The following is a 23093-nucleotide window of genomic DNA, read 5'->3' as shown; positions in this document are numbered from 1 at the left end:
GGGTTTGACCTGACGTCAGGCCGAGGTTCCCGTTCCCGCGTGGCCCGGGATGTTCACGGTGTCATCGACACCGAGGACCGCGCCGGTCGACTTCTTGCGCCGCCGCAGCCTCCCCTCCAGCCAGCTCGCGAACGAGGTCAGCGAGAAGTTGATGATCACGAAGATCACGGCCACGATGGTGAGGGAGGCGATGATGTTGGCGCCGTAGTAGCCGCTCATCGTGTTGGCCGAAGCGAGGAGTTCGGGGTAGGTGAGGACCGCGCCGCCGAGCGCGGTGTCCTTCACGATCACGACGAGCTGGCTGACGATCGCCGGGAGCATCGCGGTCACCGACTGGGGCAGCAGGATGAGCCGCATCACCTGGTTCTTGCGCAGACCGATCGCCATGGCCGCCTCGGACTGGCCCTTCGGCAGGGCGAGGATGCCCGCGCGGACGATCTCCGCCAGCACCGACGCGTTGTACAGCACCAGACCGGTCACGACTGCGTAGAACGGACGGTCGTCCGAACTGACGTCGGTGTACTGGGCGAACAGGGCGAGCCCGAAGATCATCAGGACCAGCACCGGGATCGCCCGGAAGAACTCGACGATCATCCCGACCGGGACGCGGATCCACAGGTGGTCCGAGAGGCGGGCGATGCCGAGGGTCGCACCCAGCGGCAGCGCGATGACCATCGCGAGCGCCGCGGCCTTCAGGGTGTTCTGCAGACCGGGCCAGATGTACGTCGAGTAGGCCTCGGTGCCGCTGAAGAACGGCTTCCACAGCACCCACTCCAGCTGGCCCTTGTCGTCCAGGGCCTGGAACACCCAAAACAGGACGGCCGCGAAGGCGACCAGGAAGACCGCCGTGTACAGGACGTTGCGCCGCTTGCCGCGGGGGCCCTGGGCGTCGTACAGGACCGAACTCATCGCTTCACCGCCACCTTCTTGCCCACCCAGCCGAGGATCAGACCGGTCGGCAGGGTCAGACAACAGAACCCGAAGGCGATGACCGCGGAGATCGCCAGCAGCTGCGCCTCGTTCTCCACCATCTCCTTCATCAGGAGCGCCGCTTCCGCCACGCCGATCGCGGCCGCCACGGTCGTGTTCTTCGTCAGCGCGATCAGTACGTTGGCCAGCGGCACGACGGCCGCGCGGAAGGCCTGCGGCAGCACGATCAGGCCGAGGACCTGCGTGAAGCTCAGGCCGATGGCCCGGGCCGCCTCCGCCTGGCCGACCGGAACCGTGTTGATGCCCGCGCGGATCGCCTCGCAGACGAAGGCCGACGTGTAGAGGATCAGACCGAGCACGGCCAGCCGGAAGTTGGTCGTGTCGACCTTGTCCGAGCCCAGGTTGACGCCCAGCGTCTGGTTCAGCCCGAGCGAGGCGAACAGGATGATCACCGTGAGCGGGATGTTCCGCACGATGTTCACGTAGGCGGTGCCGAAACCGCGCATCAGCGGCACCGGGCCCACCCGCATGGAGGCCAGCAGAGTGCCCCAGATCAGGGAGCCGGCGGCGGACAGCAGGGTGAGCTGCACCGTCGTCCAGAACGCTCCCAGCACGTCGTACTTGTCAAGAAAGTCGAACACGATCTCCCGCGCTTCCGCGTGTAGGGATGCCCGGGTGCGCCGCCCTCACGGACGGCGCACCCGCCGGGCGTTTCCTCAGCTCTTGATGTCGCCGATCTTCGGGGCGGGCTCGTTCTTGTAGCCGGCCGGGCCGAAGTTCTTGTCCACGGCCTTCTGCCAGGAACCGTCGGAGACCATCTCCTCCAGGGCCTTGTTGATCTTGGCCTTGAGGTCGCTGCCCTTCTTGATGCCGATGCCGTAGTTCTCGTTGGTCATCTTGAAGCCGCCGAGCTTGAACTTGCCCTTGAACTGGGACTGGGCGGCGTAACCGGCGAGGATCGAGTCGTCCGTGGTCAGCGCGTCGATCGCCTTGCTCTGCAGACCGGTCAGGCACGCCGAGTACGTCGGGTACTGCTGCAGCTGCGCCTTGGGGGCCAGCTTGTCCTTGACGTTCTGCGCCGACGTCGAGCCGGTCACCGAACACAGCTTCTTCTTGTTCAGGTCCGCCGGCGACTTGATGGTGTTGTCGTCCGCGCGGAGCAGCACGTCCTGGTGGGCCAGCAGGTACGGGCCGGCGAAGTCGACCTTCTGCTGACGTTCCGGGGTGATCGAGTAGGAGGCCGCGATGAAGTCGACGTCACCACGCTGCAGCATGGTCTCGCGGTCGGCGCTCTTCGACTCCCGCCACTCGATCTGGTTCGGCTTGTAACCGAGCTTGCCGGCGACGTAGGTGGCCACGTCGACGTCGAAGCCCGCGTAGCCCTGCGGGGTCTTCTGGCCGATGCCGGGCTGGTCGAACTTGATACCGATGGTGATCTTCTTGCCGCCGCCGGAGGAGCCGCCCTCGTCCTTCTTGTCGCCGCCGCACGCGGTGGCGGTCACGGTGAGGGCGAGTACGACGGCAGAGGCGGCGGTGACCTTGCGGAGCTTCATCGTGAACATCCTTTGAGTGGTGAGGAACGCGGTCCGTGAGGGACGGGTGGCCCCGGGTGTCCGGGGCCAGGGCTCTGTGCCGTCAGTGGTGCAGGATCTTCGACAGGAAGTCCTTGGCCCGGTCACTGCGCGGATTGCTGAAGAACTGGTCGGGCGCAGCCTGTTCGACGATGCGGCCGTCCGCCATGAAGACCACCCGGTTTGCAGCCGATCGTGCGAAACCCATCTCATGGGTGACGACGATCATCGTCATGCCCTCCCGGGCGAGCTGCTGCATGACTTCGAGGACCTCGTTGATCATCTCGGGGTCGAGGGCCGAGGTCGGCTCGTCGAAGAGCATGACCTTCGGGCCCATCGCCAGCGCCCGGGCGATGGCGACGCGCTGCTGCTGGCCGCCGGACAGCTGGGCCGGGTACTTGTCGGCCTGGGTGCCGACACCGACCCGGTCGAGCAGGGCACGGGCCTTCTCCTCGGCCTGCTTCTTGTCCGCCTTGCGGACCTTGACCTGCCCGAGCATCACGTTCTCGAGCACGGTCTTGTGCGCGAAGAGGTTGAAGGACTGGAAGACCATCCCGACGTCGGCGCGCAGCCGGGCCAGCTCCCTGCCCTCGTGGGGCAGCGGCTTGCCGTCGATCGCGATGGTGCCCGAGTCGATCGTCTCCAGGCGGTTGATGGTGCGGCACAGGGTCGACTTTCCGGACCCGGAGGGCCCGATGACCACGACGACCTCACCGCGGGCGATCGTCAGGTCGATGTCCTGGAGTACGTGCAACGCGCCGAAGTGCTTGTTGACGCTCTTCAGGACGACCAGATCGCCGGACGCGGCCACGTCTTCCTTGGCCACCGATACTTTGGTCATCGCTCTCAGGCTCCGTCCTCCTCGGTTTCGGTGGACAGTAGTGATGGCCGGTGACCAGCGTCATCACATCTGAGGGGAATCTGAGCATCACGATCCGATAGCAATCGGACACGTGTCGTAGCACTTGAGACCCGCGCGCGTATCGGGCGGGTAACGGAAGCGGCAGGCAACCGGAACCCTCTTGACGCCGTCCTTCTCCATCGGCGTGACTTCCATGGTGCACGCGCGCGTGCGCACGATCTACAAGCCGAACGAGAACCGTGACCGTATGACCGCTGAACCGGAGGGGGCCGGGATGAGACTGCTGCTCGTCGAGGACGACAACCATGTCGCAGCCGCGCTGTCGGCGGTCCTCGCGCGGCACGGCTTCGAGGTCACCCACGCGCGCAGCGGCGAGGAGGCCCTCCAGGCACTCGTCCCCGAGGGCGCCGGATTCGGCGTGGTCCTGCTCGACCTGGGCCTGCCCGACCAGGACGGCTACGAGGTCTGCGGCAAGATCCGCAAGCGCACCAGCACGCCGGTGATCATGGTCACCGCGCGCTCCGACGTCCGCTCCCGCATCCACGGGCTCAACCTGGGCGCCGACGACTACGTGGTGAAGCCGTACGACACCGGGGAGCTGCTCGCCCGGATCCACGCCGTCAGCCGGCGCACCGCCCACGAGGACGCCGCACCGGGCGCCGAGACCGCGCTGCGGCTGGGAGCCGTGCTCATCGAACTGCCCACCCGGCAGGTCAGCGTGGACGGTTCGGTGATCCAACTGACCCGCAAGGAGTTCGATCTGCTCGCGCTGCTCGCCCAGCGGCCCGGAGTCGTCTTCCGGCGGGAGCAGATCATCAGCGAGGTGTGGCGCACCAGCTGGGAGGGCACGGGCCGCACCCTGGAGGTGCACGTCGCCTCCCTGCGCGCCAAGCTGCGCATGCCCGCGCTGATCGAGACCGTACGCGGCGTCGGCTACCGGCTCGTCGCCCCGGCCGCCTAGCGGGGTCGGGTGCGCACACGGCTCCTGCCGCTGCTCATCGTCCTGATGGCGGCCGTACTCCTCGCCCTCGGCGTCCCGCTCGCCGTCAGCGTGGCTGCAGGCGAGCAGCAGCGGGTCGTCGTCGACCGGATCGACGACACCGCGCGCTTCGCGGCGCTCGCCCAGTTCGTCACCGACGGTCCCAGCGGATCCCGTCGTACCGCCCCGGACGAGCGCCAGGAGACGCTCCGCCGCGAACTGGACAGCTACTACGGCGTCTACGGCATCCGCGCGGGGGTCTTCTACCGCAACGGCTCGGCCGCCATGGCCAACGCCCCGGGCGACTGGTTCGTCCCCCGGACGGGGGAGGTCCGGGCGGCGTTCGCCGAGGCGCTGCTGAGCCGCCGCAGCCACGACCCCCGGCAGGTGTGGCCGTGGCAGCGCAGCAGTCTGGTCGTCGCCTCGCCGGTGATCCGGGACGGGGACGTCGTGGCGGTCGTCGTCACCGACTCGCCCACCGGGCAGATGCGTTCCCGGATCCTGCGCGGCTGGCTGGTCATCGGGGCCGGCGAGATCGCCGCGATGCTGCTCGCCGTCGGTGCCGCGCTGCGGCTGACCGGCTGGGTGCTCCGGCCGGTACGGATCCTGGACGCCACCACCCACGACATCGCCACCGGGCGCCTGAAGTCCCGGGTCGCGGTCGCCGGGGGGCCGCCGGAACTCCGGCGGCTGGCCCGGTCGTTCAACGAGATGGCGGACAACGTCGAGGACGTGCTGGAGCAGCAGCGCGCCTTCGTCGCGGACGCCTCGCACCAGCTGCGCAACCCGCTCTCGGCGCTGCTGCTGCGCATCGAACTGCTCGCCCTGGAACTCCCGCAGGGCAACGAGGAGATCGCCTCGGTCCGCACCGAGGGCAAGCGCCTCGCGCAGGTCCTGGACGACCTGCTCGATCTGGCGCTGGCCGAGCACGCCGCGGCCGACCTCATGCTGACCGACGTCGGAGCCATGGCCGAGGAGCGGGTGGCCGCCTGGTCACCGGCCGCCGGCGCCCAGGGGGTCCGGCTGGTCGGCGACTGCCCGCCCACCACCGCGTGGGCCGACCCGATCGCCCTGTCCAGCGCGCTGGACGCGGTGATCGACAACGCCGTGAAGTTCACCCCCGAGGGCGGCACGGTCGAGGTCGCCGTCTCCTCCAACGGCGACACCTCGACGGTCGTGGTCACCGACACCGGCCCCGGCCTCACCGACGAGGAACTCGCGCGCGTGGGCGACCGTTTCTGGCGCAGCGGCCGCCACCAGAACGTCAAGGGCTCGGGCCTGGGCCTGTCCATCACCCGCGCCCTGCTCGCGGCGGGCGGCGGCTCGATCACCTACGCGCACCACGAGCCGCGGGGACTCCAGGTGACGGTGACGGTGCCGAGGAACCCGGACAGCCTCTAGGGGTTCACCGAACCTCTCGGGCCTCACCGACCTCTAGGGCTTCACCGACCGGTAGTAGCGCCGGGCGCCCTCCTGGAGGGGCAGCGGGTCGGTGTAGATCGCGGTGCGCAGGTCGACCAGCTGGGCGGAGTGGACGTGGGCGCCGATGCCGTCGCGGCTCTTGATCACCGTGCGGGTCACCCACTCGGTCAGCCGGGGATCCATGTCCGTGCGGGTCATCAGCAGGTTGGACACCGAGATGGTCGGCACCGCGGTGCCGTGCTGCACGGACGGGTACGCCGACTCGGGCATGTTGGTGGCCCGGTAGTAGCGCGCGGTCTCCCCGCCGGCGTGCAGCCTGGTGACGAGGTCGCCGTCGATCGGTACGAACTTGAAGGCGTACTTCTTGGCCAGCTCGCCCAACCCCTTGGTGGGCAGCCCGCCCGACCAGAAGAAGGCGTCGATCTGGCCGTGCCGCAACCGGTCCGGCCCGGTGTCGATGCCCTCCGCCACCGGAGTGATGTCCTTCCGCGGGTCGATGCCCGCGGCCCTGAGCACCCGGTTGGCGATCAGCCGCACCCCGGAGTCGGGCAGCCCGATGGCCACCCGCTTGTGCCGCAGGTCCGCGACGCTGTTCACCTTGGAGTCGCGCGGCACGATCAGCTGCACGTAGTCGTCGTAGAGCCGGGCCACACCGCGCAACCGGTCCGCGCCGGCGCGGTGCTGCAGCTCGTACGTCGCCACGGCGTCGGCCGCCGCGACCGTGAAGTCGGCCTTCCCGGTCGCCAGCCGCTCGACGTTCTCCTGCGAGCCGGCGCTGTTGAGCAGCTTCACCTTCAGCCCCGGCATGTCCTTGGCCAGCTCGGTGCGCAGCCGCTCGCCGTACTCCTGGTAGACCCCGCGAGGCGTGCCCGTGCTGAAGACGATCGTCCCGCTCGGCGGGGTCTCGCCCAGCGGCAGCAGCCACCACAGCAGCAGCCCGAGGGCCACGACGCCGACGGTCGCGCCCTGGAGCGCACGGCGCATGCTGACACGGGGGAACACCTTGGACATGCGGGCGATCCTGCCAGGCCGTGCGCGGAGCTGACCAGCGCCGGGGTCGATCCCGGGCCCCAGGGAAGCGCGGTGGGACTGTCAGCGGCGGCCGTTAGAGTCGCCGTATGAGTTCCTCGCCCGCCCGTCTCGTCCGCGAATTCCACCACGCCTTCGGCCTCGACGCCCGCACCACGCCGACGGAGGTGGGCCCCGAGCTGGCCGCGCACCGCGGGCACCTGCTCGCCGAGGAGGCCGCGGAGGTCGCCGAGGTGTCCGTCGAGGGCCCGCTGAACCAGCTCGCGCACGAACTGGCGGACGTGGTGTACGTGGCGTACGGCACCGCGCTGGTCCACGGGATCGATCTGGACGAGGTGATCGCCGAGATCCACCGCGCCAACATGAGCAAGCTGGGCCCCGACGGCCAGGTCGCCCGCAGAGCCGACGGCAAGGTCCTCAAGGGCGAGCACTACCGGGCACCGGACGTGTCGGCCGTGCTGCGCCGCCAGGGCTGGACACCGGGCGGCGCAGCCTGACGCCTAGGACGTGAGCGAGCCGCCCGCCAGCTTCCACTCGCGGTGCAGGGAGCCCAGCGGAACGCTCCGCTGCAGCACCGGCGTGCCGAAGATGGACAGCTGGATCCGCAGGGTGCCCGACAGGTCGACACCGCCGTACACCCCCCAGGTGCCCTCGGCCTTCGCGCCGGGCGTGTCGGAGGAGGCGGTGACCGTCCCGGAGGCCTCGCCGCGCAGGTACGGCGCCAGGTCGGCGGTGACGCCGACGGTGCCGTAGAGGCCGACGGACGCCTCGGCGCCGAGGGCCGTCTTCAGGCTCCCGGCGGTGGTCAGGGAGGCCCGTACGGGCGTGCTCGTCATGTCCGCCGAGCTGACCGGCGTCCACCCCTTGCCCGCCCCGAAGGTGCCGCCCGCCTCGAAGGCGCCCTTGAGGCTCTGCTCGACGTCGACGGTGACGTGCCCGTCGCCGCTGATCTGGACGTAGCAGGTCAGGTCGAGGTTGACGACGACGGGGACCGGGCCGACCTGCAGCACGGGGTCGGCGTGCAGCTTGGCGAACGGGATCCGCAGCGGGGTGCCGGTACCCACGCCGGCCTGGCCCTTCACGGCCCACCCGGAGGTCCAGTCGCCGGAGACGCCGAGGTAGGCGGAGCCGGGCGCCGCGTCGGTCCCGGTGCCGCCGTAGCGGAAGTCGACCTGCGGGGCCACCTGCACGAACCCGGACACCGAGGCGGAGGCCGAGACCGGGGCGCCCTCGGGCGTGGGCACCTTGGCGCCGACGTCGAGCCGGAGGCTGCCGAGCGGCACGGTCGCGCCCTTGGGCCCGACGTGCACGTCGCCCGCCTTGGACCAGGAGACCTTGACGTCGGGCAGCAGCTTGTCGACGGCGAAGGCGGACGGGTCGACCGGCACGGTGCCCTTGGCCGTGTCGTCGCCCAGCAGCGCGTTGAGCGCCGCCGGTTCGGTCTGTACCTCGGTGCCCCGGTCGGTCTCGCCGATCACCTGGGTGACCTTGGCGAGCAGGCCGTGCGGGGCCCCGGGCGCCGGGGCACTGGCGATGACGTCACCGACGGCGGCCTTGTGCGGCGCCGCCGAGGAGGAGGGCGAGGGGGTCGCAGGGGGCTGCGAAGACCCGTTCCTCGCCGGTGCCTTGGCGATGACGGCGCGTCGGGTCCGGCCGTCGTACGAGCTGACGGTGAGCGTGGTCTTGTGCGCCCGCCGGTCTGTGCCGGACGTGCTTGCTGTGGCGGTCGCGGTGGCGGCGGGGGCCGCCGCCACGGTGAGGGAGTGGTCCGTGTCGCTGCTGGGGCCGTCGGTGGCCCGGACGTCCTGGCCCTGGCCTGCCGCCGGCGGTGCGGCGTGCGGCGCGGGCGAGGAGCAGCCGGCGGCGAGGAGGAGGGCGGTCACGGCGAAGGCGGGCAGGAGGGCACGCCGGTGCCTCATGCGTCTGCGCAAGGTTGGTCCCGGGATGGAGTGGGGGGTGGTGAGGAAGGCAGCACCGACGGCCCGGCTACCCATGGGTAGAACCGGTCGGTAACTCGATGGTGAGCCATGAGCATGCCATGGCTGCACGCACCGGCCCCTCACAATCCGCCCACATCTCAACGTGACCTGGCACACGGCGAGTTCAGGCCGCGCAATGGCTGGATCCGGGCCGCCGGGCGGGGCGGAGGGTCGCCGCTGCGGCGAGCCCCCGACCCACCCGGGCAGAGGTCAGCCCGCGAGCCCCGTGCCGCCGAGCCGGGTCAGCAGGCCGGACAGCAGCCCGATGTCCTCCCCGCTCCACCCGGGACCGGCGAAGATCTCGGCGGCGGTCTCCTCGGCCGTGGCCAGCATCTCCTTCAGCCGCTGCCGGCCGGTCCCGGTCAGCGACGCGTAGGCCACGCGCGCGTCACGGGCGTCCGACTCGCGGGTCACCAGCCCGATCCGCTCCAGGGGAGCCAACCCGCGGGTCACCCCGGAGGCGGTCAGCCCCAGCGCCTCGGCCAGATCGACCCGGCGCATCCGGCCGCCGGGCGCCTGCCCCAGGCGCAGCAGCATCGTGAAGTCGGCCAGGCTCACCCCGTGCAGCCCGCCCAGCCGGGCGTCGAAACGCCGCACGAGCGCGGTCTGGGCCCGCACCAGGCGCAGTGACGCGTCCAGGGCGTCACTCATCGCGCACCGCCGTCCTGTTGATTGCCATCTCCTTGACTACTCAAGTTTATGCGCCGCTCGTACGCGCGGCCCGCCGCTGCCGCTTCCCCAAGGGCGCCTGGGAGAGGTCCTCCGCGCTGGACCTGAGGTTCTTGAAGCCGTAGCCGCGCTCCGTCAGCCATGCCGTCGCCGCCTCCTCGGCCCGCTCGGTCGCCTCCAGGATGTCCTCCTCTTCCTCCCCGGTGTCCGAGAAGCGGAAGACGAAGGCCGGCCGGGCGGCGATGTCGTAACTGAGGTGTCCCTCGGGCGTGTAGGCGGCGTGCAGCACGTCGTGCCGGGCGGCGTCGGCGAGCAGTTCGGCCCGCTGGGCCTCGCTGAGCCCGTCGAAGGCGCCGCGGACGGTGATACGGAAGGTTCGGGTACTCATCCCGCGACCTTAGGCACGGCGGGCGGTGTGCCTCCACCGGGTTTCCGGCACGAAACTAGACTTTGAAGGGAAGGCGGTGGCGTTTTATGCCGTACGTGACTGTGACCGCGTTGAGCCATCCCGGGCTGCTCCGCGAACGGAACGAGGACAGTCTCGTCGTAGGGCCGTGGACCCTGTGCGCCACCGTGACCGAGAGCCCGCAGACCCTGTTCTTCCCGCTCGGGACGCCCCTGGTCGTCGCCGTCGCGGACGGACTCGGCGGGCATCCCGGGGGTGACGTGGCCAGCGCGCTGGTCGTCCGCCGGATGGCGTCGATCGGGTCCGGCCTGAGCAGCGAGGACGCCGTCCGCGACGCCCTGAGCGCCTGCAACCGCGCCGTGTACCTGGCCGCCGGCGGCGACGAGGGAAGCGAGCTGGCGGCCATGGGGACGACGGTCGCCGGCATCGTCGTACAGCCCGGCTCGCTGATGGTGTTCAACGTGGGCGACAGCCGGGTCCTCGCCGCCTCCGACGACGGGCTGCGCCAGCTGAGCGTCGACGACAGCCCACCCCTCGAACCCGGGCAGCGCACCACCTCCCTCGTCACCCAGTGCCTGGGCGGCAGCCCCGGCTACCGCCCGATCCGCCCCCATGTGGCGGCCGCGCCCCTGTCACCCGGCGACCGCTGGCTCATCTGCACCGACGGTCTGACCGATCCGGTACCGCCGGAGATGCTGGACGACGTGCTGCGGGAGCGCGAGGACAACCGGGCGGCCTTCGAGCTGTGGAAGGCCGCCATCGCGGCGGGCGGCCCCGACAACATCACGCTGGCGGTCGCGCGCGTCGTGGAGGAGTAGCCCGGTCGCGGCCCGGGCCGGGATGGCCCCGGTGGATGAAGGCGGTCCGGCAACTCCCTCACAACAACCGGATTTTGCCCAAGTGGTGCCCCGGATCGCGTGTCTCCTGGATGTAGTGACGGGACGACGGACGGAGGCGGCGTGGACGTCGGTGGTGCGACCGCGCTCGTGGTCGCGGTCGTCGGAGTCGTCGGGACGCTGCTGTCCGCGCTGCTGACCCAGCGCGCGGCCGACCGCAGTCGCCGACGCGAGCAGGAACACGCCGAGGAACTGCAGGAGCGGCGCAGACAGGCCCAGGAGCTGCGGTCGTGCTACGTCGCCCTGAACACCTCCGCCCGGCAGTATCTGGCCGCGCTCACCGACCAGGTGCACGCGCTGGGCCGCGACGAGGACCTGAGGGTCGTACGGCAGCGGCTCACCGAAGCCCGTGACCAGTACCGGGACGTGTACGCGGAGGCGCAGCTGCGGGTGCCCGAACGCGTGCTCGACCTCGCGGGCGACTTCAGCCATGACCTGGGCGTGGTCTACGGCATGGTCCGGCGCCTGGACGACGGCGCCCTGCGCGCGGGGGACTCGCAGGCCGCCGTACAGGAGAGCATCGACGCGCTGTGGAGCAGGCTGCGGCGGATACGGCGGGCGATGAGGGTCGAACTGGGCGCGTCCCGGGTGGATTTCGGGCGTTGAGCACCCGATGCGCGGGATCTTGTCGCCATCGCTCCGGTGGCTCGGCATAGTGGCGGTCAGTCCTAGGGCTGTCGAGGACCCGGAAAGGCAGGGCGCCGATGAGCGACGAGGAGAGCGGCGGCGTACGGGGGCTGCGCGCGTGGGCCGAGGACGCGGCGGAGCGGGTCAAGCGGTTGATCCCGGCCATGGGGGCCGGTGCGGTGGCGCCGCGGGCCTACGACGCGTCGGTCACCGAACTCGACCAGCTGGCAAGGCTGCTGGACCACGACCCCGCCCTGCGCAGCGCGGTCGGCGTATGGCTGGCGGGCGCGCTGGCCCAGCGGCACCTCGCCGGGGGTGGTGAGCCCGCGGACCGGGAGCGTGCGGAGGCGCTGCTGAGGGACGCGCGGGACCCCGGTACGGCGCTCGGGGCGACGGCGACCGAGGAGGACCGGCGGTGGGCTGCGTTGTTCCTGCTGCCGCTCATCTCGCCGATACAGCCGCAGCGGGGCGGGTTCGGGGCGGCGCCCGACCTCTCCGCCTTCCTCGAGTGGGTCACCCGGGTGGGGCCGGCCGGGATGGCGAGCGTCGCGGCGGAGATCGAGGAGCTGACCGCGGAGGTGGTGGAGCTGCCCCTGCCGCCGGAGTTCCTGGGGCAGCTGCGGCAGATGCAGACGCTCTTCACGACCTCGCCCGGGCCGGGGTACTTCGACCCGATCACGAACATGATGCCCGCCGGGGATCCTTATGCGGATCTGTTCCGGAAGACGATGGACGGGGTGTTCGGCACGACCGGAACCCCCACGGGCGGGCAGACGGACGCGACGGGAGCCGGCAGGACCGCGGACGCGGAGCCGGCTGCGGCCGCTGGTCCGGCTGCGGGGCCTGATGCGTCTGCGGCCCCGGGTCCGTCTGCGGCGCCTGAAGCGTCCACGGCTCCTGATCCGTCCACGGCGCCTGATCCGGCTACGGCCCCTGATCCGTCCACCGCCCCTGCTCCCTCCGCGGATTCCGATCCCCCATCGGATCCGAAGCCCACGCTCACCGCCGACGACATCCGTCGGCTCGCCGCCGCCATGGACGCGGTGAACGCCGCCACGGACGGCCTCGACGGTGCGCTGAAGAGTGACGATCCCGCCGGGGCGATCAACGAACTCCTCCGCAGGCTGTACTCCGTGCAGGACCTGCCGCCCCCGGGGCCGGACCCGACCTCCGCCATGGAGGCCATGAGGGCGCTGCTGCTCAACATCAGTTCCGGCGCCGGCGGCTCGCTCCAGGACCAGTCGGCCGGCCGTGCCCACATGGAGCGGATCGTCGGCCACTTCGAGAAGCTCGCGGGATCGTTGCCGCCGGGCATGGGGGATCCCGGAGTCTGGGGCCGGGCGTTCCTGCTGTACAGCCGGGTCAGGGACGCCGGGGAGGCGGAGGACGTCCAGGCGCTGCGTGACGTGGTGGACGAGGCCGAGGCGCTGGAGAAGTCCGTACCGGAAGGTCATTCGTTCCGTTTCGTGGTCCTCATGACCCTGGGGGCGGCCTACGGCAGGCTCGGTGCCCTCACCAGGGACGAGGAGCTGATGCTGCGGTCTTTGCCGTACCTCGAGAAGGGGATGTCCGGCATCAAGGAGAGCGGTCTCCCGTTCGCCGACGAGCTCCCCGTGCCGTACCTCCCGGACATCGACCTGCTGCGCGCGGCGCTCACCCGCGACACGGCGGCGGCGAAGGACCACGACCCCGTCCCCCCGCCTCCGGGCGCCTCCACGGAGGACCTGCACCGTTCCGCGCTCTCCGTAGCCCTCCGCTACAGCCTCACCCGCGATCGCGCGGACCTCGACAGGCTGATCGGCGAGCTGGAGCTGGTCCGTGACGGCGTCCGGGAGGGGAGGGCGCCGCGGATCGCCGCCGAGGCGTTGTGGCAGCTGGCGATGGCCTATCGCGAGCGCGGTGTCGGCAACGACGACGTGCGGGACATCGCCGCCCTGGAAGCCGCCAAGGAGGCGCTGACGGCGCTCGCCGCCGACGTCCTCCTCCAGGCCGGGGCGGAACACGGACTGCTGACGGCCCGTGCCGGGGCGAGCAGGGGTGTGCAGGCTGCCCTGTGGGCGGCCTCGCAGGGCCGGCTGCACGAGGCCGTGGCCGCGCTGGAACTGGGCCGGGCTCTGGTGCTGCACGCGGCGTCCACCTCGTCGGCCGTGCCGGAACTCCTGGACGCGGGCGGCCACCACGCACTCGCCGAGGCGTGGCGGGCGGTCGACGCGACCCGGGGCCCCGACGCCGCCGACGAGGGCGTACCCGACGAGCTGCCGAGCACGCTGCGTCGCCAGGCCCTCGAAGCCCTCGGCTACCGACGGGACGGCAGCCTGCTCAGCACGCCCACGCTGAGCGAACTCGCGGACGGGGTCGAGGAGAGCGGCGCCGACGCGCTCGTCTACCTGGTCCCCGGCGAGGGCGAGAACCCCGGCGTGGTGATCGCGGTGGGGCCGCAGCTCGGAGCCGGGGTGGGCGTACGGTCGCTCCTGTCCGGCGCCGAGAGCGGCCCGTTGGAGCACTACCTCGACGCCACCGCCGTACGCGACGGCAGCCGGAACGACCCGTCCGCCGAACAGGCCTGGGAAGAAGCCCTCTCGGCGCTCTGCGACTGGGCCTACGAGGTGCTCGCCCCCCTCCTCACCGATGTCGGCGAGCGGCTCACGGCCGACGGAGACCCGGGCGACCGGCCACTCAGACTCGTCCTCGTGCCCTGCGGGCGGCTCGGCATCGTCCCCTGGCACGCCGCGCGCCTCCCGGCCGAAGCGCCCCACGACCACCTCTGCCAGACCGCCGTGATCAGCTACGCGGCGTCCGGCAGCCAGTTCCTGCGGACACTGAAGCGCGCACCGCGCGAACCAGCCGCCGCACCCGTCCTGCTGGCCGACCCGACCATGGACCTGACGCACGCCGAGGTCGAGGTCATCGCCCTGCGCGACGCCTTCTACCGGCAGGCCCGGATGTGCGGGGGCCTCTTCCAGGTACCCGAGGAGGAGCTGGCCCCCGGCACACCCGAAGACGTCCTCGGGTTCCTCGCCGACGAGACCTCGCTGCTCCACGTGGCCTCGCACGGATCGGCGGGCACACGTCCCACGGTCTCGGCGCTGCATCTCGCCGCCCCCGAGGACACCGGGGGGACGTCGGCGGAAGAAGCGGGCCCGGGCCTGCTGACGGTCACCCGGCTCCTCGACCGGCCGGGCCAACAGGCCGCCGAGGACGGGCCGTTGGTCGTCCTCAGTGCCTGCCAGACCGATCTGAGCACCCGCGACCACGACGAGGCGCTGACCCTCACCACGGCGTTCGTCGCGGGTGGCGCACGGGATGTCGTCGGATCGCGGTGGACGACCCAGGACAGCGCGTCGGCGCTGCTGATGGCGGTGTTCCATCACCACCTGACCGTCGAGGGGCTCAGCCCCGTCGACGCGCTCAGGGCGGCACAGCTGTGGATGCTCGACCCGCACCGCACGAACCCGGGCTCGCTCGGCGGCGAACTGCTGCGGCAGCTGGAACGCACCGATCTCGACCGGATCGCGCTCTGGGCCGCCTTCATCCACCAGGGGCATCCGGGAGCGGCGAGGACCGGAACCAGCAGAGAGACGGATACAGCCACCGGAGGGGAGAACGCATGAACGGCGGCGGTACGAGCGACGGCCCCGGCGGTCTGATGGAGCAGCTGCTCGCCCTGATCGGCGAGCATCACGACACCATCCGCGAGACGCTCGACGACGAGGAGTACGCCACGCTGCTGACCCGGCTGGAGGCCCTCGCGGCCACGGACGCCGATGACGACAGGGCGGTGCGCAGGGCGTGCCAGGGTGTTCGCCTGGCCCTGCTGCGCCTGCCGCTGGACCATCCGGTGTACAGGGCACTGGACTCCCTACGGCAGGTCGCGGCGCCCCCCGAGCCGACGGCCGTGGTGGGGGCGCGCGAGCTGCTGGCCCTGCTGATGGCCCTGCCGCCCGCGCCCGAACCGGTGTACGGCACCGCACCCGACCCGGCGTCCGGCACCGCTCCCGAACCGGCCTACGACACCGCCCCCGAACCGGCCTACGGCCCCGCGCCCGAGGAGGACCGGCTGCTGCTCGGCGCGCCGGCCCTCTCGGCCGACGAGGCGCGGGTCCGCTGCGGCGGCGCGCCGCCCCCCGAGCTGATCAGACTGCGGGATCCCCGGGACGGCGACCGCTATCCGGAGTTCCAGTTCACCGAGGGCAGCGGCACCCCGCGCGAGGTCGTCCTCGAGGTCAACCGGCTGCTCCTCGCCGACATCGACCCCTGGGGAGCCGCGGCCTGGTGGCTCAGCGGCAACACCTGGCTGGGCGGGACGCCCGCGTCGCTGCTCGGCCGGCTGCCGGACCATCGGCTGGTCGGCGCGGCCACCGCACTGGTGGAGGGGGACTGATGAGCGACTTCTTCCCCATGATCGAGCTGGAGCTGCGCCCCAACCGGCTGGTGATCCCGGCCGGCACCGAGCTGTGGCGGGTGCACCAGTCCAAGTACGCGCCGGACCAGTTCAGCCCGAAGCTCGCGGACATCCACTTCGGCGGCGGCCGCTTCGAGGGCACGGTGCTGGATCCGTACCACAGCCTGTACGTGGCGGACACCCCGCTCACCGCCCTCGCGGAGAGCGTGCTGCGCTCCCGGCCCTTCGAACTGCCGGCCGGCACGCGGCGGATCCCGTACAGCGCGGTGTGGCGACGGTCGCTGAGCGGTCTGCGCACCCGGTGCGAGCTGACCCTGGTCTCCCTGGTCGACGGGAGGGATCTGGCCGCCGTCTGCCAGGACTCCACGCTCCTGGAGGACGAGAGCAACTACGCGACAGCGCGGCGCTGGTCGAGCGAGATCCGGGCGCAGGCACCCGATGCCATGGGACTGATCTGGGAGTCCCGGCGCAACCGGTCCCAGCGCGCCCTGGTGCTCTTCCACGATCGCTTCGCGCACTGCGACGGCGGGCCGCTGGAGGTGCTGCGGGACGGCGGGATCCCCGACCTCGGCTCCCAGGAGGGCATGAAGAAGGCCAACGAGATCCTCGAACCGCTGCGGGCGGTCATCTCGGAGCCCGTGTGGCAGTGATGTGGGGACCGTTCCGTCCCGCTTGTCGGTGGTCGAGGCGTGATGTCATCGTGGGCGCATGGCATCGTCCCTCCCTGACCATGCGTCACTTCTCCGTGAACTCAAGGAGGTCAGGCGCGCCGGACTGGTGAGGCTGCGCGGGCGGGAGCTGCCCGCCCTGGAGTCGGTGGCGCAGACGGTGACCGCGCCCGGCGCCCGGGCTCCCGGCGCGGCCGTCGAGACGCTGCTGCGGCTCGCCGTGACGCGCCTGGACGCCGGGACCCTGCGCACCGCAGCCGAGTACACCCTGGGGCTGGCCCAGGGCACCCGGGACTGGCCGGCGTCCTCCCGCCGGGCCAGGGCGGCCTCGGTGTACGGGGTGAGCGTCGAGCGGTTCCGCAAGGACCACGAGGTGATGGTCCTCGGACAGGTCGCCGAGCACGTGCTGCGGCTGGCGGCGGAGGCGGCCGCGGAACCCGGAGCCGTCGTGGCCGAGGAGGGCGTCGGCACGCACCGGACCGTGCGGGTCAGGGCCGGCGAGCGGCCGGTGACGCTCACGCTCCATGTGCATCCGGTGGACCTGCTGCGCGACGTGGACGTGGTCGTCTCCCCGTCCAACGTCCACTTCGCACTGCCCGAGCGGTACAAGTCGTCGGTCGCCGCCTCGTTGCGCCGGGCGGCCTCGGTGCGCGGTGTGACCGGTGACGTCCTGGACGACCCGGTCCACGACGAGCTGACCAAGTGGGCTTCCCGGCACGGCACTTCGGGGCGCGCCGTGCTGCCCGGCACGGTGGCCGCCACCGGTGCGGGGGCCCTGGCCGGACAGGGCGTACGGCGGATCTACCACGCGGCAGTCGCCGTCCCCCGGGCCGGGACCAACGACTACGACGTGCTGCCGTCCGACATCACCCGGGCCGCCTCCCGCGCTCTCGCGGTCCTGGCGGAGGAGCACGACCGCTTCGACCCGCCGCTGCGCTCGGTGTGCTTCCCGCTGCTCGGCTCGGGCCGCGGCGGACTGCCGTACGACGTCAGTCTGGCCGCCTTATGGGCCGCCGTGGAGGCGGAGTTGGCGCGTGGGGCCGGGTGGGACGTCCACTTCGTGGTGCGTACGCCCGCTGCGGCGGCGCTCGTGGAGCGCATACCCGCCGGGATCCGCCCGCCGCACGACCGGCGGACGCCCGGTCGACCCGATGGAATGGGAGAGGACCCGCGCTCCGCCTGAGCGGCGCGGGGGCCGGGCGGGCGGGTGCGAGGGGGGAACCCGCCCGCCCGAAGTTCCCTCGCTACGAGGACGGCAAGGTGATCAGGGCCTGGCCGCCAACCGCGCCGCCGCGTCGTACACCAGCCGCGCGTGCAGCTCGAACATCTCCACCAGGTCGCCGGCGTCCGCGTTGATCTCCTGGTGGACGAACAGTCCGTCGGCGCCGGCGATGGCGTAGGTGGTGAGCGTGCGTACGGCGTCCTCGTCCAGCTCGGGGAAGAGTGTCCTGAGCATGTCGCCGGTCCTCTGGTGGGCGATCCCGCGGACCTGGAGGAACACCGTCCGGCCCTGCGGTTCCTTGGGGCGCCGCTCCAGGGCGAGCATCAGCCCGAGGCGCAGGAACTCGGGGGTGGCGGCCAGCGACCGCGCCACGTTCGCCGCCATGGCGGTGACCCGCTCCAGCGGTGTACCCGCCTCGTCGCCGGGCAGCTCGACGGCCGCCAGCCAGGTCTCGAAGCTGCGCTCGATGACCGCGGCGATCAGGTCGTCCTTGTCCTTGAAGTGCCAGTAGATCGAGCTGGCCGGCAGCCCGCACTTGGCGCTGACCGCCGCGATGGACGTGCCCTCGTACCCGCGCTCGCCCGAGATCTCCACCGCGGCGTCCAGAATGCGGCGGCGGGACTCCACGCCGTTGGCACGCTGCTTCCGCTCCGGATTCCCCCTGGTCATGCCCCCACTCTAATGGGGCGGGGCGCGACGGCAGGGGGCCGGCTCAGCCCACCAGGGTGTCCACGGCATCGAGGTCCGGCAGGTCGAGCGAGCAGATCCGCTCGGCCTCGTCGGCGGGGATGCCGAACTGGCGCAGGAGGCCGCGGACGGCCAGGTCCGCGGACTTGCCGTCGTCGCGGTCGGGCTGCGAGTGCAGCAGCGCGCCCAGTGCCAGCGCGGCGCCCGCCGTCACCGCCAGCGCGAGGTCCAGGTCCTCCACCTCGAAGCGGCCCGCGTCCACCGCGGCACGGATGTCGTGGAACGCGCGCGGCGCCAACCCGCGCTCGGACCGGGCCAGTTCGAGTCCGTGGTTCAGCAGGATCCGGCTCAGCTCCGGGTGGCGGCGGTGCAGCCGGCCGGTCATGCGGAAGCTCTGGGCGTACGCGACCGCGGGGTCCTCGATGTCCGCGGTGAGGCGGTCCATCACCGAGCCCCACCACTCCAGCGCCTCCTCGACCGCGACCCGGAAGAGGTCTTCCTTGCTGTCGAAGTGGTTGTAGAACGACCCGACCCCGATGTCGGCGAGTTCGGTGATCTCGAGGATGGGGACGTCGGTCCGCCGCTCGGCCAGCAACCGCTGTGCCGCGCACACCAGCGCGGTGCGCGTCCGCGCCTTCCGCCGGTCGACGCGCCGCAGTGCGGTCTTCTCGGCCATCGCATCCTCCATCCCACCCGTACACGCTTCACCCGCACTCTAGTCGCTGTTCCCTGTTTCTTGAATATTTCTTCAGTTCTATTGACTGACGTCAGCTTCGAAAGTGAAGCTTTCTTCAGGAGGTGGTGACCGTGGCTGTGCACGGGACGCACAACGACCTGCACTCCGAGCAGGGCGCACTCCCCGGAGAGCATCCGGGCCGGGCCGCGAACCCGGTGATCAAGGTCCACGACATCGCGTGGCTGGAGTTCCTCAAGCCCGACCTGGACCGTGCCGAGGACTTCGCGCGGGCCTTCGGCTTCGTCACGTCGTACCGCGACACCCACGAGCTGCACCTGCGGGGCACCCAGGCCGGCGCGCCCTGCGTGATCATCCGCAGGGGCCGCAGGTCGCGGTTCCTCGGCCCGGCCTTCCGCGCCGCCGACACCCGTGACCTGCTGCGACTGGCCGACACCGTCGGCACCCGGGTCCATCCGCTGCCCCAGACCCTCGGCGGGTCCGTCGTCGACCTGACCGACCCGGGCGGACTGCGGGTCCGTGTCGTCGCCGACCAGGACGAGCTGGCCGCCCTGCCCGGGCAGTGGCCGCAGCGGCTCAATTTCGGCGGCGACCTCGACCGGATGAACGACACCCAGCGGCCGCCACGGGAACCGGCCGGCGTACGACGTCTGGGGCACGTGGTCCTCCAGAGCACCACCTACCTGCGCACCCTGAACTGGTACCTGGAGCACCTCGGCCTGATCGTCAGCGACTTCCTCTACTACGAGGGGCAGCGCGACCGCGGCCCGACCATGAGCTTCATCCGCTGTGACCGCGGCGGCACGCCGACCGACCACCACACCCTGGCCCTGACGCTGGGGCCCTCCGACCGGTACGTGCACTCGGCGTACGAGGTGACCGACCTCGACGCGATGGCCGCAGGCGGTGAGCACCTGCTGGACGAGGGCTACCGGCGCTCGTGGGGGATCGGCCGGCACATCCTCGGCAGCCAGATCTTCGACTACTGGCGCGACCCCGACGGCTTCCTGGTCGAGCACTTCGCCGACAGCGACATGTTCGACTCCACCCTGGAGCCCGGCTGGGCCCCCATGACGGCCTCCGGGCTCGCGCAGTGGGGGCCGCCGGCCACCAAGGACTTCCTGGGCGTGGCCCCCGGCCGCGAGTCGCTGGCCGAGCTGCGCTCGGTCATCTCCGCCCTCCGATCCGACGACAACGAGTTCGACCTCGAACGCCTGCGCGGCCTTTTGAAGGTGGCAACCTCATGAGCATCTCCGTCCTCCGTACGGCTGGGGGTCCCTCCCGCTCGAGCGAAGCCGAGAGTGGGGGAGCGTGGTGGGTCGCGCTCGACGAACACCGCGCCGTACGGGTCGAGACCCCCGCGACCAGCACCGCCGACCTGCTCGCCGACGTGGCCGCCGTCCACGCGGCCCGCACGTCGGCGGACGAGTCCCGCCCCATCGCGGAACTCGCGCTGGTCTCCCCGGTCACCGCGCCGTGCCGGGTGGTCGCGCAGATGACCAACTTCGTCTCCCATGTGCGGGATTCGGGGATGGACCCGGCCACCGTGCCGCTGACCTTCTTCCGCAAGACGTCCGGCTCGATCAGCGGCCCGTACGACGAGATCGTGCGGCCCGGCCACGTCCGCTTCCTCGACTACGAGATCGAGCTGGGCCTGGTCATCGGGCGCCCCCTGCCCGTCGGCACCCGAGTGACGGAGGCCAGCTGGAAGGACCACATCGCGGGCCTGGTCATCACCAACGACGTCTCCGCACGCGACGTACAACTGCCCAAGACCCAGTTCTACGAGGCCAAGTCCTACCCGACCTTCACCCCGGTCGGCCCCGCCCTGGTCCTGCTCGACGCCGACGAACTCGACCGCCTCGCCGACCTCAGGCTGGTCCTCAAGGTCAACGGCGAGGTCCGCCAGAACAGCGACCTGACCGACATGATCTACACCCCGCTGCAGGCCCTGCGGGAACTCTCCCGCTTCCAGGCCCTCGCCCCCGGCGACCTCGTCCTCACCGGCACGCCCGGCGGCACGGCCCTCAAGGCGCCCCCGAAACCGGTGGAGATCATCGCCGCACTCCTTCCTCCTGCGGTGAAGTGGAGGACGTTCTTCAACTCCCAGCAGAGGAACGAGAAGTACCTCCACGACGGTGACGTCCTCGAACTGTCCATCCGCACCGCCGACGGAGCCATCGACCTCGGCACCCAGCAGAACAAGGTGAGGTTCGCGTGACCACCGACCTGTGTGTGGGGTGGCCGCGCTACGACCACCCCGACGACCTGGCCGCCATCGAGGCCACACCGCTGGCCGAGCGCGGGCTGCCCGGGACCTCGTACGACCTGCTGCGGCGGGCGGCCGGGCAGTGGCCCGAGCGGACCGCGGTCACCGTCCTCCCGGACGCCGCGTCCTGGCGCTCGCCCACCTCCCGCACGTACGCGGACCTGCTCGCCGACGTGCACCGGATGGCCAACGCCCTCCACCGGCTCGGCGTCCGCCGCCATGACACCGTCGCCCTGCTCGCGCCCAACTGCGACGAGCTGATCACCGCGCTCCTGGCCGCCCAGCTCGCCGGCATCGTGACGCCCGTCAACCCGGCGCTCGCCCGGGACCACGTCACCGAGCTGATCCGCCGGGCCGGCGCCCGCGTGATCGTCACCGCCTCCAAGGAGCTGGACCCGGAGGCGTACGAGACCGGTGCCGAGCTGGCGCGGCAGGGTCTGGTGGACCATGTGCTGGTGCTCCGGCCCACCGGTGCCGTGGACCGGAACGACGCCCTGGCCGGCTGCCCGGACGACCGTTTCCTCGGCGAGCCGCCCACCAGCACCGACCTGGCCTCCTTCTTCCACACCGGCGGCACGACCGGGGCCCCGAAACTCGCGGCCCACACGCACGCGAATGAGATCACCGACGCCTGGATGATCGCGGCCAACTCCGTACTGGACCAGGACTCGGTCGTCTTCGCCGCGCTGCCCCTGTTCCACGTCAACGCGCTCGTCGTGACCCTGCTCGCGCCGCTGCTCCGTGGCCAACAGGTCGTCTGGGCGGGCCCGTTGGGCTACCGGGACCCCGCGCTCTACGGGGACTTCTGGCGCATCGTCGAGCACTACCGGATCGCCACGATGAGCGCCGTACCGACGGTGTACGCGGTGCTGGCCGCCTGTCCGGTCGACGGGGCGGACATCGGCTCGATGCGCTGTGCGATGGTCGGCGCGTCCGCGCTGCCCGACGGAGTGCGCACCGCCTTCGAGACGGCGACCGGGATTCCGCTGCTCGAAGGCTACGGGCTCACCGAGGCGACGTGCGCCAGCGCGCGAGGCTTCCTGGACGTCCGCCGGCCCGGCTCGGTCGGGCAGCGGCTGCCGTACCAGCACATCAGGATCGGGCACGGCCTGCCGCCCGGCGAGATCGGCCCCGTCCTCATCAGCGGTCCCGCCGTCTTCCCCGGGTACGTCGAGGGCAAGGGCGCCGACGGCTTCCGGATCAGCAGCCAGGGCAAGGTGACCGACGGCTGGCTGGACACCGGCGACCTCGGCTACCTCGACGAGGACGGCTTCCTCCACCTCACCGGACGGGCAAAGGACCTGATCATCCGCGGGGGCCACAACATCGACCCCCGGGTGATCGAGGACGCGCTGCTCGCGCACCCCGCCGTGACCGGGGCCCAGGCCGTCGGGCAGCCGGACCGGCGCGCGGGCGAGATCCCCGTGGCCTATGTGACCCTGGCCGACGGCACCGTCGGCGAGGACGAGCTGCGGGCCTGGGCCGCCGCCCACGTCAGCGAGGCGGCCGCCGCACCCAAGGCGGTCCGCGTCCTCGACGCGCTGCCCGTCACCGCGGTCGGCAAGCCGTACAAGCTCCCGCTGCGCGCGGACGCCACCCGCCGTGTGCTGGCCGAGGTCCTCGACGACCTCGCGGAGGTCGGCGCGGACGCCGGCTCGGGGACGGTGACGGTCACCGTGACGCTGCGCGCCGGGATCACCGACACGGCCGAAGTGCAGCGCAGGGTCGGCGAGTTCGCCGTACCGTGCCGCATCGTCACCCGGGACCGGGGAGATGACTGA

The 23093-nt window shown here is 71.7% G+C and carries 22 protein-coding genes; 12 read left to right on the top strand and 10 right to left on the bottom strand.

The features are described from left to right. Positions 1-15: 15 nt before the first annotated feature. The 4 genes from BEK98_RS12290 to BEK98_RS12275 all read right to left on the bottom strand — a co-directional run bounded on the left by BEK98_RS12290 (position 16) and on the right by BEK98_RS12275 (position 3342). Positions 16-909, bottom strand: coding sequence for an amino acid ABC transporter permease (locus tag BEK98_RS12290; protein ID WP_094216486.1), 894 nt, complete (start codon positions 907-909; stop codon positions 16-18). Next, positions 906-1571, bottom strand: coding sequence for an amino acid ABC transporter permease (locus BEK98_RS12285; RefSeq protein ID WP_094216485.1), 666 nt, complete (start codon positions 1569-1571; stop codon positions 906-908). Before BEK98_RS12285 ends, BEK98_RS12290 begins: the two co-directional genes overlap by 4 nt. Before the next feature lie 75 nt (positions 1572-1646). Then, positions 1647-2483, bottom strand: coding sequence for a glutamate ABC transporter substrate-binding protein (locus BEK98_RS12280; RefSeq protein ID WP_094216484.1), 837 nt, complete (start codon positions 2481-2483; stop codon positions 1647-1649). Between the two features lie 82 nt (positions 2484-2565). Next, the gene (locus BEK98_RS12275) at positions 2566-3342 is read right to left on the bottom strand and encodes an amino acid ABC transporter ATP-binding protein (protein WP_094216483.1); all 777 of its coding nucleotides are present in this window, start codon (positions 3340-3342) and stop codon (positions 2566-2568) included. 295 nt (positions 3343-3637) lie between these two features. Here BEK98_RS12275 and BEK98_RS12270 point away from each other — a divergent pair, with 295 nt between their 5' ends. Further along, positions 3638-4324, top strand: a complete 687-nt coding sequence (locus BEK98_RS12270; RefSeq protein ID WP_094216536.1) for a response regulator transcription factor — start codon at positions 3638-3640, stop codon at positions 4322-4324. Positions 4325-4333: 9 nt separating this feature from the next. Next, positions 4334-5743 (top strand): sensor histidine kinase, encoded by a 1410-nt coding sequence (locus BEK98_RS12265; RefSeq protein ID WP_094216482.1) that lies wholly within the window; start codon positions 4334-4336, stop codon positions 5741-5743. A 33-nt stretch (positions 5744-5776) separates the two neighbouring features. On the opposite strand, the gene BEK98_RS12260 is transcribed toward BEK98_RS12265, so the two are convergent. Continuing rightward, entirely contained in the window at positions 5777-6775 is a 999-nt protein-coding gene (locus tag BEK98_RS12260; protein WP_094216481.1) for a TAXI family TRAP transporter solute-binding subunit, read from the bottom strand. A 107-nt stretch (positions 6776-6882) separates the two neighbouring features. Between BEK98_RS12260 and BEK98_RS12255 the strand changes: the two genes are divergently transcribed. Continuing rightward, complete coding sequence (locus tag BEK98_RS12255) at positions 6883-7290, top strand: pyrophosphohydrolase domain-containing protein (RefSeq protein ID WP_094216480.1); 408 nt, start codon at positions 6883-6885, stop codon at positions 7288-7290. Positions 7291-7293: 3 nt separating this feature from the next. Here BEK98_RS12255 and BEK98_RS12250 read toward each other — a convergent pair whose 3' ends face one another. The 3 genes from BEK98_RS12250 to BEK98_RS12240 all read right to left on the bottom strand — a co-directional run bounded on the left by BEK98_RS12250 (position 7294) and on the right by BEK98_RS12240 (position 9829). Next, a complete protein-coding gene (locus BEK98_RS12250) occupies positions 7294-8712 on the bottom strand; it encodes a hypothetical protein (RefSeq protein ID WP_167444144.1) in 1419 nt (472 codons plus the stop codon). A gap of 270 nt (positions 8713-8982) precedes the next feature. Beyond that, complete coding sequence (locus BEK98_RS12245; RefSeq protein ID WP_094216479.1) at positions 8983-9423, bottom strand: MarR family winged helix-turn-helix transcriptional regulator; 441 nt, start codon at positions 9421-9423, stop codon at positions 8983-8985. 46 nt (positions 9424-9469) lie between these two features. Beyond that, entirely contained in the window at positions 9470-9829 is a 360-nt protein-coding gene (locus BEK98_RS12240; RefSeq protein WP_094216478.1) for a DUF6204 family protein, read from the bottom strand. 86 nt (positions 9830-9915) lie between these two features. On the opposite strand from BEK98_RS12240, the gene BEK98_RS12235 reads away from it, so the two are divergent. The 6 genes from BEK98_RS12235 to BEK98_RS12210 all read left to right on the top strand — a co-directional run bounded on the left by BEK98_RS12235 (position 9916) and on the right by BEK98_RS12210 (position 17623). Then, the gene (locus BEK98_RS12235; protein WP_094216477.1) at positions 9916-10665 is read left to right on the top strand and encodes a PP2C family protein-serine/threonine phosphatase; all 750 of its coding nucleotides are present in this window, start codon (positions 9916-9918) and stop codon (positions 10663-10665) included. Between the two features lie 141 nt (positions 10666-10806). Then, positions 10807-11349 (top strand): hypothetical protein, encoded by a 543-nt coding sequence (locus tag BEK98_RS12230; protein WP_094216476.1) that lies wholly within the window; start codon positions 10807-10809, stop codon positions 11347-11349. A gap of 98 nt (positions 11350-11447) precedes the next feature. Then, complete coding sequence (locus BEK98_RS12225) at positions 11448-14981, top strand: CHAT domain-containing protein (protein ID WP_094216475.1); 3534 nt, start codon at positions 11448-11450, stop codon at positions 14979-14981. Next, on the top strand, positions 14978-15751 hold the full coding sequence (locus BEK98_RS12220) for a hypothetical protein (RefSeq protein WP_208643086.1): 774 nt from the start codon (positions 14978-14980) through the stop codon (positions 15749-15751). The genes BEK98_RS12225 and BEK98_RS12220 overlap by 4 nt, the downstream gene beginning before the upstream one ends. Next, positions 15751-16422, top strand: a complete 672-nt coding sequence (locus tag BEK98_RS12215) for an RES family NAD+ phosphorylase (RefSeq protein WP_094216474.1) — start codon at positions 15751-15753, stop codon at positions 16420-16422. Before BEK98_RS12220 ends, BEK98_RS12215 begins: the two co-directional genes overlap by 1 nt. Before the next feature lie 58 nt (positions 16423-16480). Further along, positions 16481-17623, top strand: coding sequence for a macro domain-containing protein (locus tag BEK98_RS12210; RefSeq protein WP_094216473.1), 1143 nt, complete (start codon positions 16481-16483; stop codon positions 17621-17623). An 81-nt stretch (positions 17624-17704) separates the two neighbouring features. Here BEK98_RS12210 and BEK98_RS12205 read toward each other — a convergent pair whose 3' ends face one another. Beyond that, complete coding sequence (locus BEK98_RS12205) at positions 17705-18331, bottom strand: TetR/AcrR family transcriptional regulator (protein ID WP_094216472.1); 627 nt, start codon at positions 18329-18331, stop codon at positions 17705-17707. 43 nt (positions 18332-18374) lie between these two features. Then, positions 18375-19025: a TetR/AcrR family transcriptional regulator gene (locus BEK98_RS12200; protein WP_094216471.1), complete on the bottom strand. Its 651-nt coding sequence runs from the start codon at positions 19023-19025 to the stop codon at positions 18375-18377. A gap of 137 nt (positions 19026-19162) precedes the next feature. On the opposite strand from BEK98_RS12200, the gene BEK98_RS12195 reads away from it, so the two are divergent. Genes BEK98_RS12195 through BEK98_RS12185 form a run of 3 tightly spaced genes read left to right on the top strand, consistent with a single transcriptional unit; the run spans position 19163 to position 23093 of the window. Then, positions 19163-20290, top strand: coding sequence for a VOC family protein (locus BEK98_RS12195; RefSeq protein ID WP_208643090.1), 1128 nt, complete (start codon positions 19163-19165; stop codon positions 20288-20290). Beyond that, positions 20287-21264, top strand: a complete 978-nt coding sequence (locus BEK98_RS12190) for a fumarylacetoacetate hydrolase family protein (RefSeq protein ID WP_094216470.1) — start codon at positions 20287-20289, stop codon at positions 21262-21264. Before BEK98_RS12195 ends, BEK98_RS12190 begins: the two co-directional genes overlap by 4 nt. After that, positions 21261-23093 (top strand): acyl-CoA synthetase, encoded by a 1833-nt coding sequence (locus tag BEK98_RS12185; protein WP_094216469.1) that lies wholly within the window; start codon positions 21261-21263, stop codon positions 23091-23093. Before BEK98_RS12190 ends, BEK98_RS12185 begins: the two co-directional genes overlap by 4 nt.

It is taken from the genome of Streptomyces diastatochromogenes, from assembly GCF_002242805.1.
GTDB classification, from domain to species: domain Bacteria; phylum Actinomycetota; class Actinomycetes; order Streptomycetales; family Streptomycetaceae; genus Streptomyces; species Streptomyces diastatochromogenes.
Note: the sequence above shows the minus strand (reverse complement) of the source record. Positions and strands in the feature narration are given on the sequence as shown.

Coding starts and splice junctions, on each gene's coding strand:
- BEK98_RS12290 (WP_094216486.1), bottom strand. CDS start 909: ATGAGTTCGGTCCTGTACGACGCCCAGGGCCCCCGCGGCAAGCGGCGC.
- BEK98_RS12280 (WP_094216484.1), bottom strand. CDS start 2,483: ATGAAGCTCCGCAAGGTCACCGCCGCCTCTGCCGTCGTACTCGCCCTC.
- BEK98_RS12275 (WP_094216483.1), bottom strand. CDS start 3,342: ATGACCAAAGTATCGGTGGCCAAGGAAGACGTGGCCGCGTCCGGCGAT.
- BEK98_RS12270 (WP_094216536.1), top strand. CDS start 3,638: ATGAGACTGCTGCTCGTCGAGGACGACAACCATGTCGCAGCCGCGCTG.
- BEK98_RS12260 (WP_094216481.1), bottom strand. CDS start 6,775: ATGTCCAAGGTGTTCCCCCGTGTCAGCATGCGCCGTGCGCTCCAGGGC.
- BEK98_RS12255 (WP_094216480.1), top strand. CDS start 6,883: ATGAGTTCCTCGCCCGCCCGTCTCGTCCGCGAATTCCACCACGCCTTC.
- BEK98_RS12250 (WP_167444144.1), bottom strand. CDS start 8,712: ATGAGGCACCGGCGTGCCCTCCTGCCCGCCTTCGCCGTGACCGCCCTC.
- BEK98_RS12245 (WP_094216479.1), bottom strand. CDS start 9,423: ATGAGTGACGCCCTGGACGCGTCACTGCGCCTGGTGCGGGCCCAGACC.
- BEK98_RS12240 (WP_094216478.1), bottom strand. CDS start 9,829: ATGAGTACCCGAACCTTCCGTATCACCGTCCGCGGCGCCTTCGACGGG.
- BEK98_RS12235 (WP_094216477.1), top strand. CDS start 9,916: ATGCCGTACGTGACTGTGACCGCGTTGAGCCATCCCGGGCTGCTCCGC.
- BEK98_RS12225 (WP_094216475.1), top strand. CDS start 11,448: ATGAGCGACGAGGAGAGCGGCGGCGTACGGGGGCTGCGCGCGTGGGCC.
- BEK98_RS12220 (WP_208643086.1), top strand. CDS start 14,978: ATGAACGGCGGCGGTACGAGCGACGGCCCCGGCGGTCTGATGGAGCAG.
- BEK98_RS12215 (WP_094216474.1), top strand. CDS start 15,751: ATGAGCGACTTCTTCCCCATGATCGAGCTGGAGCTGCGCCCCAACCGG.
- BEK98_RS12210 (WP_094216473.1), top strand. CDS start 16,481: ATGGCATCGTCCCTCCCTGACCATGCGTCACTTCTCCGTGAACTCAAG.
- BEK98_RS12205 (WP_094216472.1), bottom strand. CDS start 18,331: ATGACCAGGGGGAATCCGGAGCGGAAGCAGCGTGCCAACGGCGTGGAG.
- BEK98_RS12200 (WP_094216471.1), bottom strand. CDS start 19,025: ATGGCCGAGAAGACCGCACTGCGGCGCGTCGACCGGCGGAAGGCGCGG.
- BEK98_RS12190 (WP_094216470.1), top strand. CDS start 20,287: ATGAGCATCTCCGTCCTCCGTACGGCTGGGGGTCCCTCCCGCTCGAGC.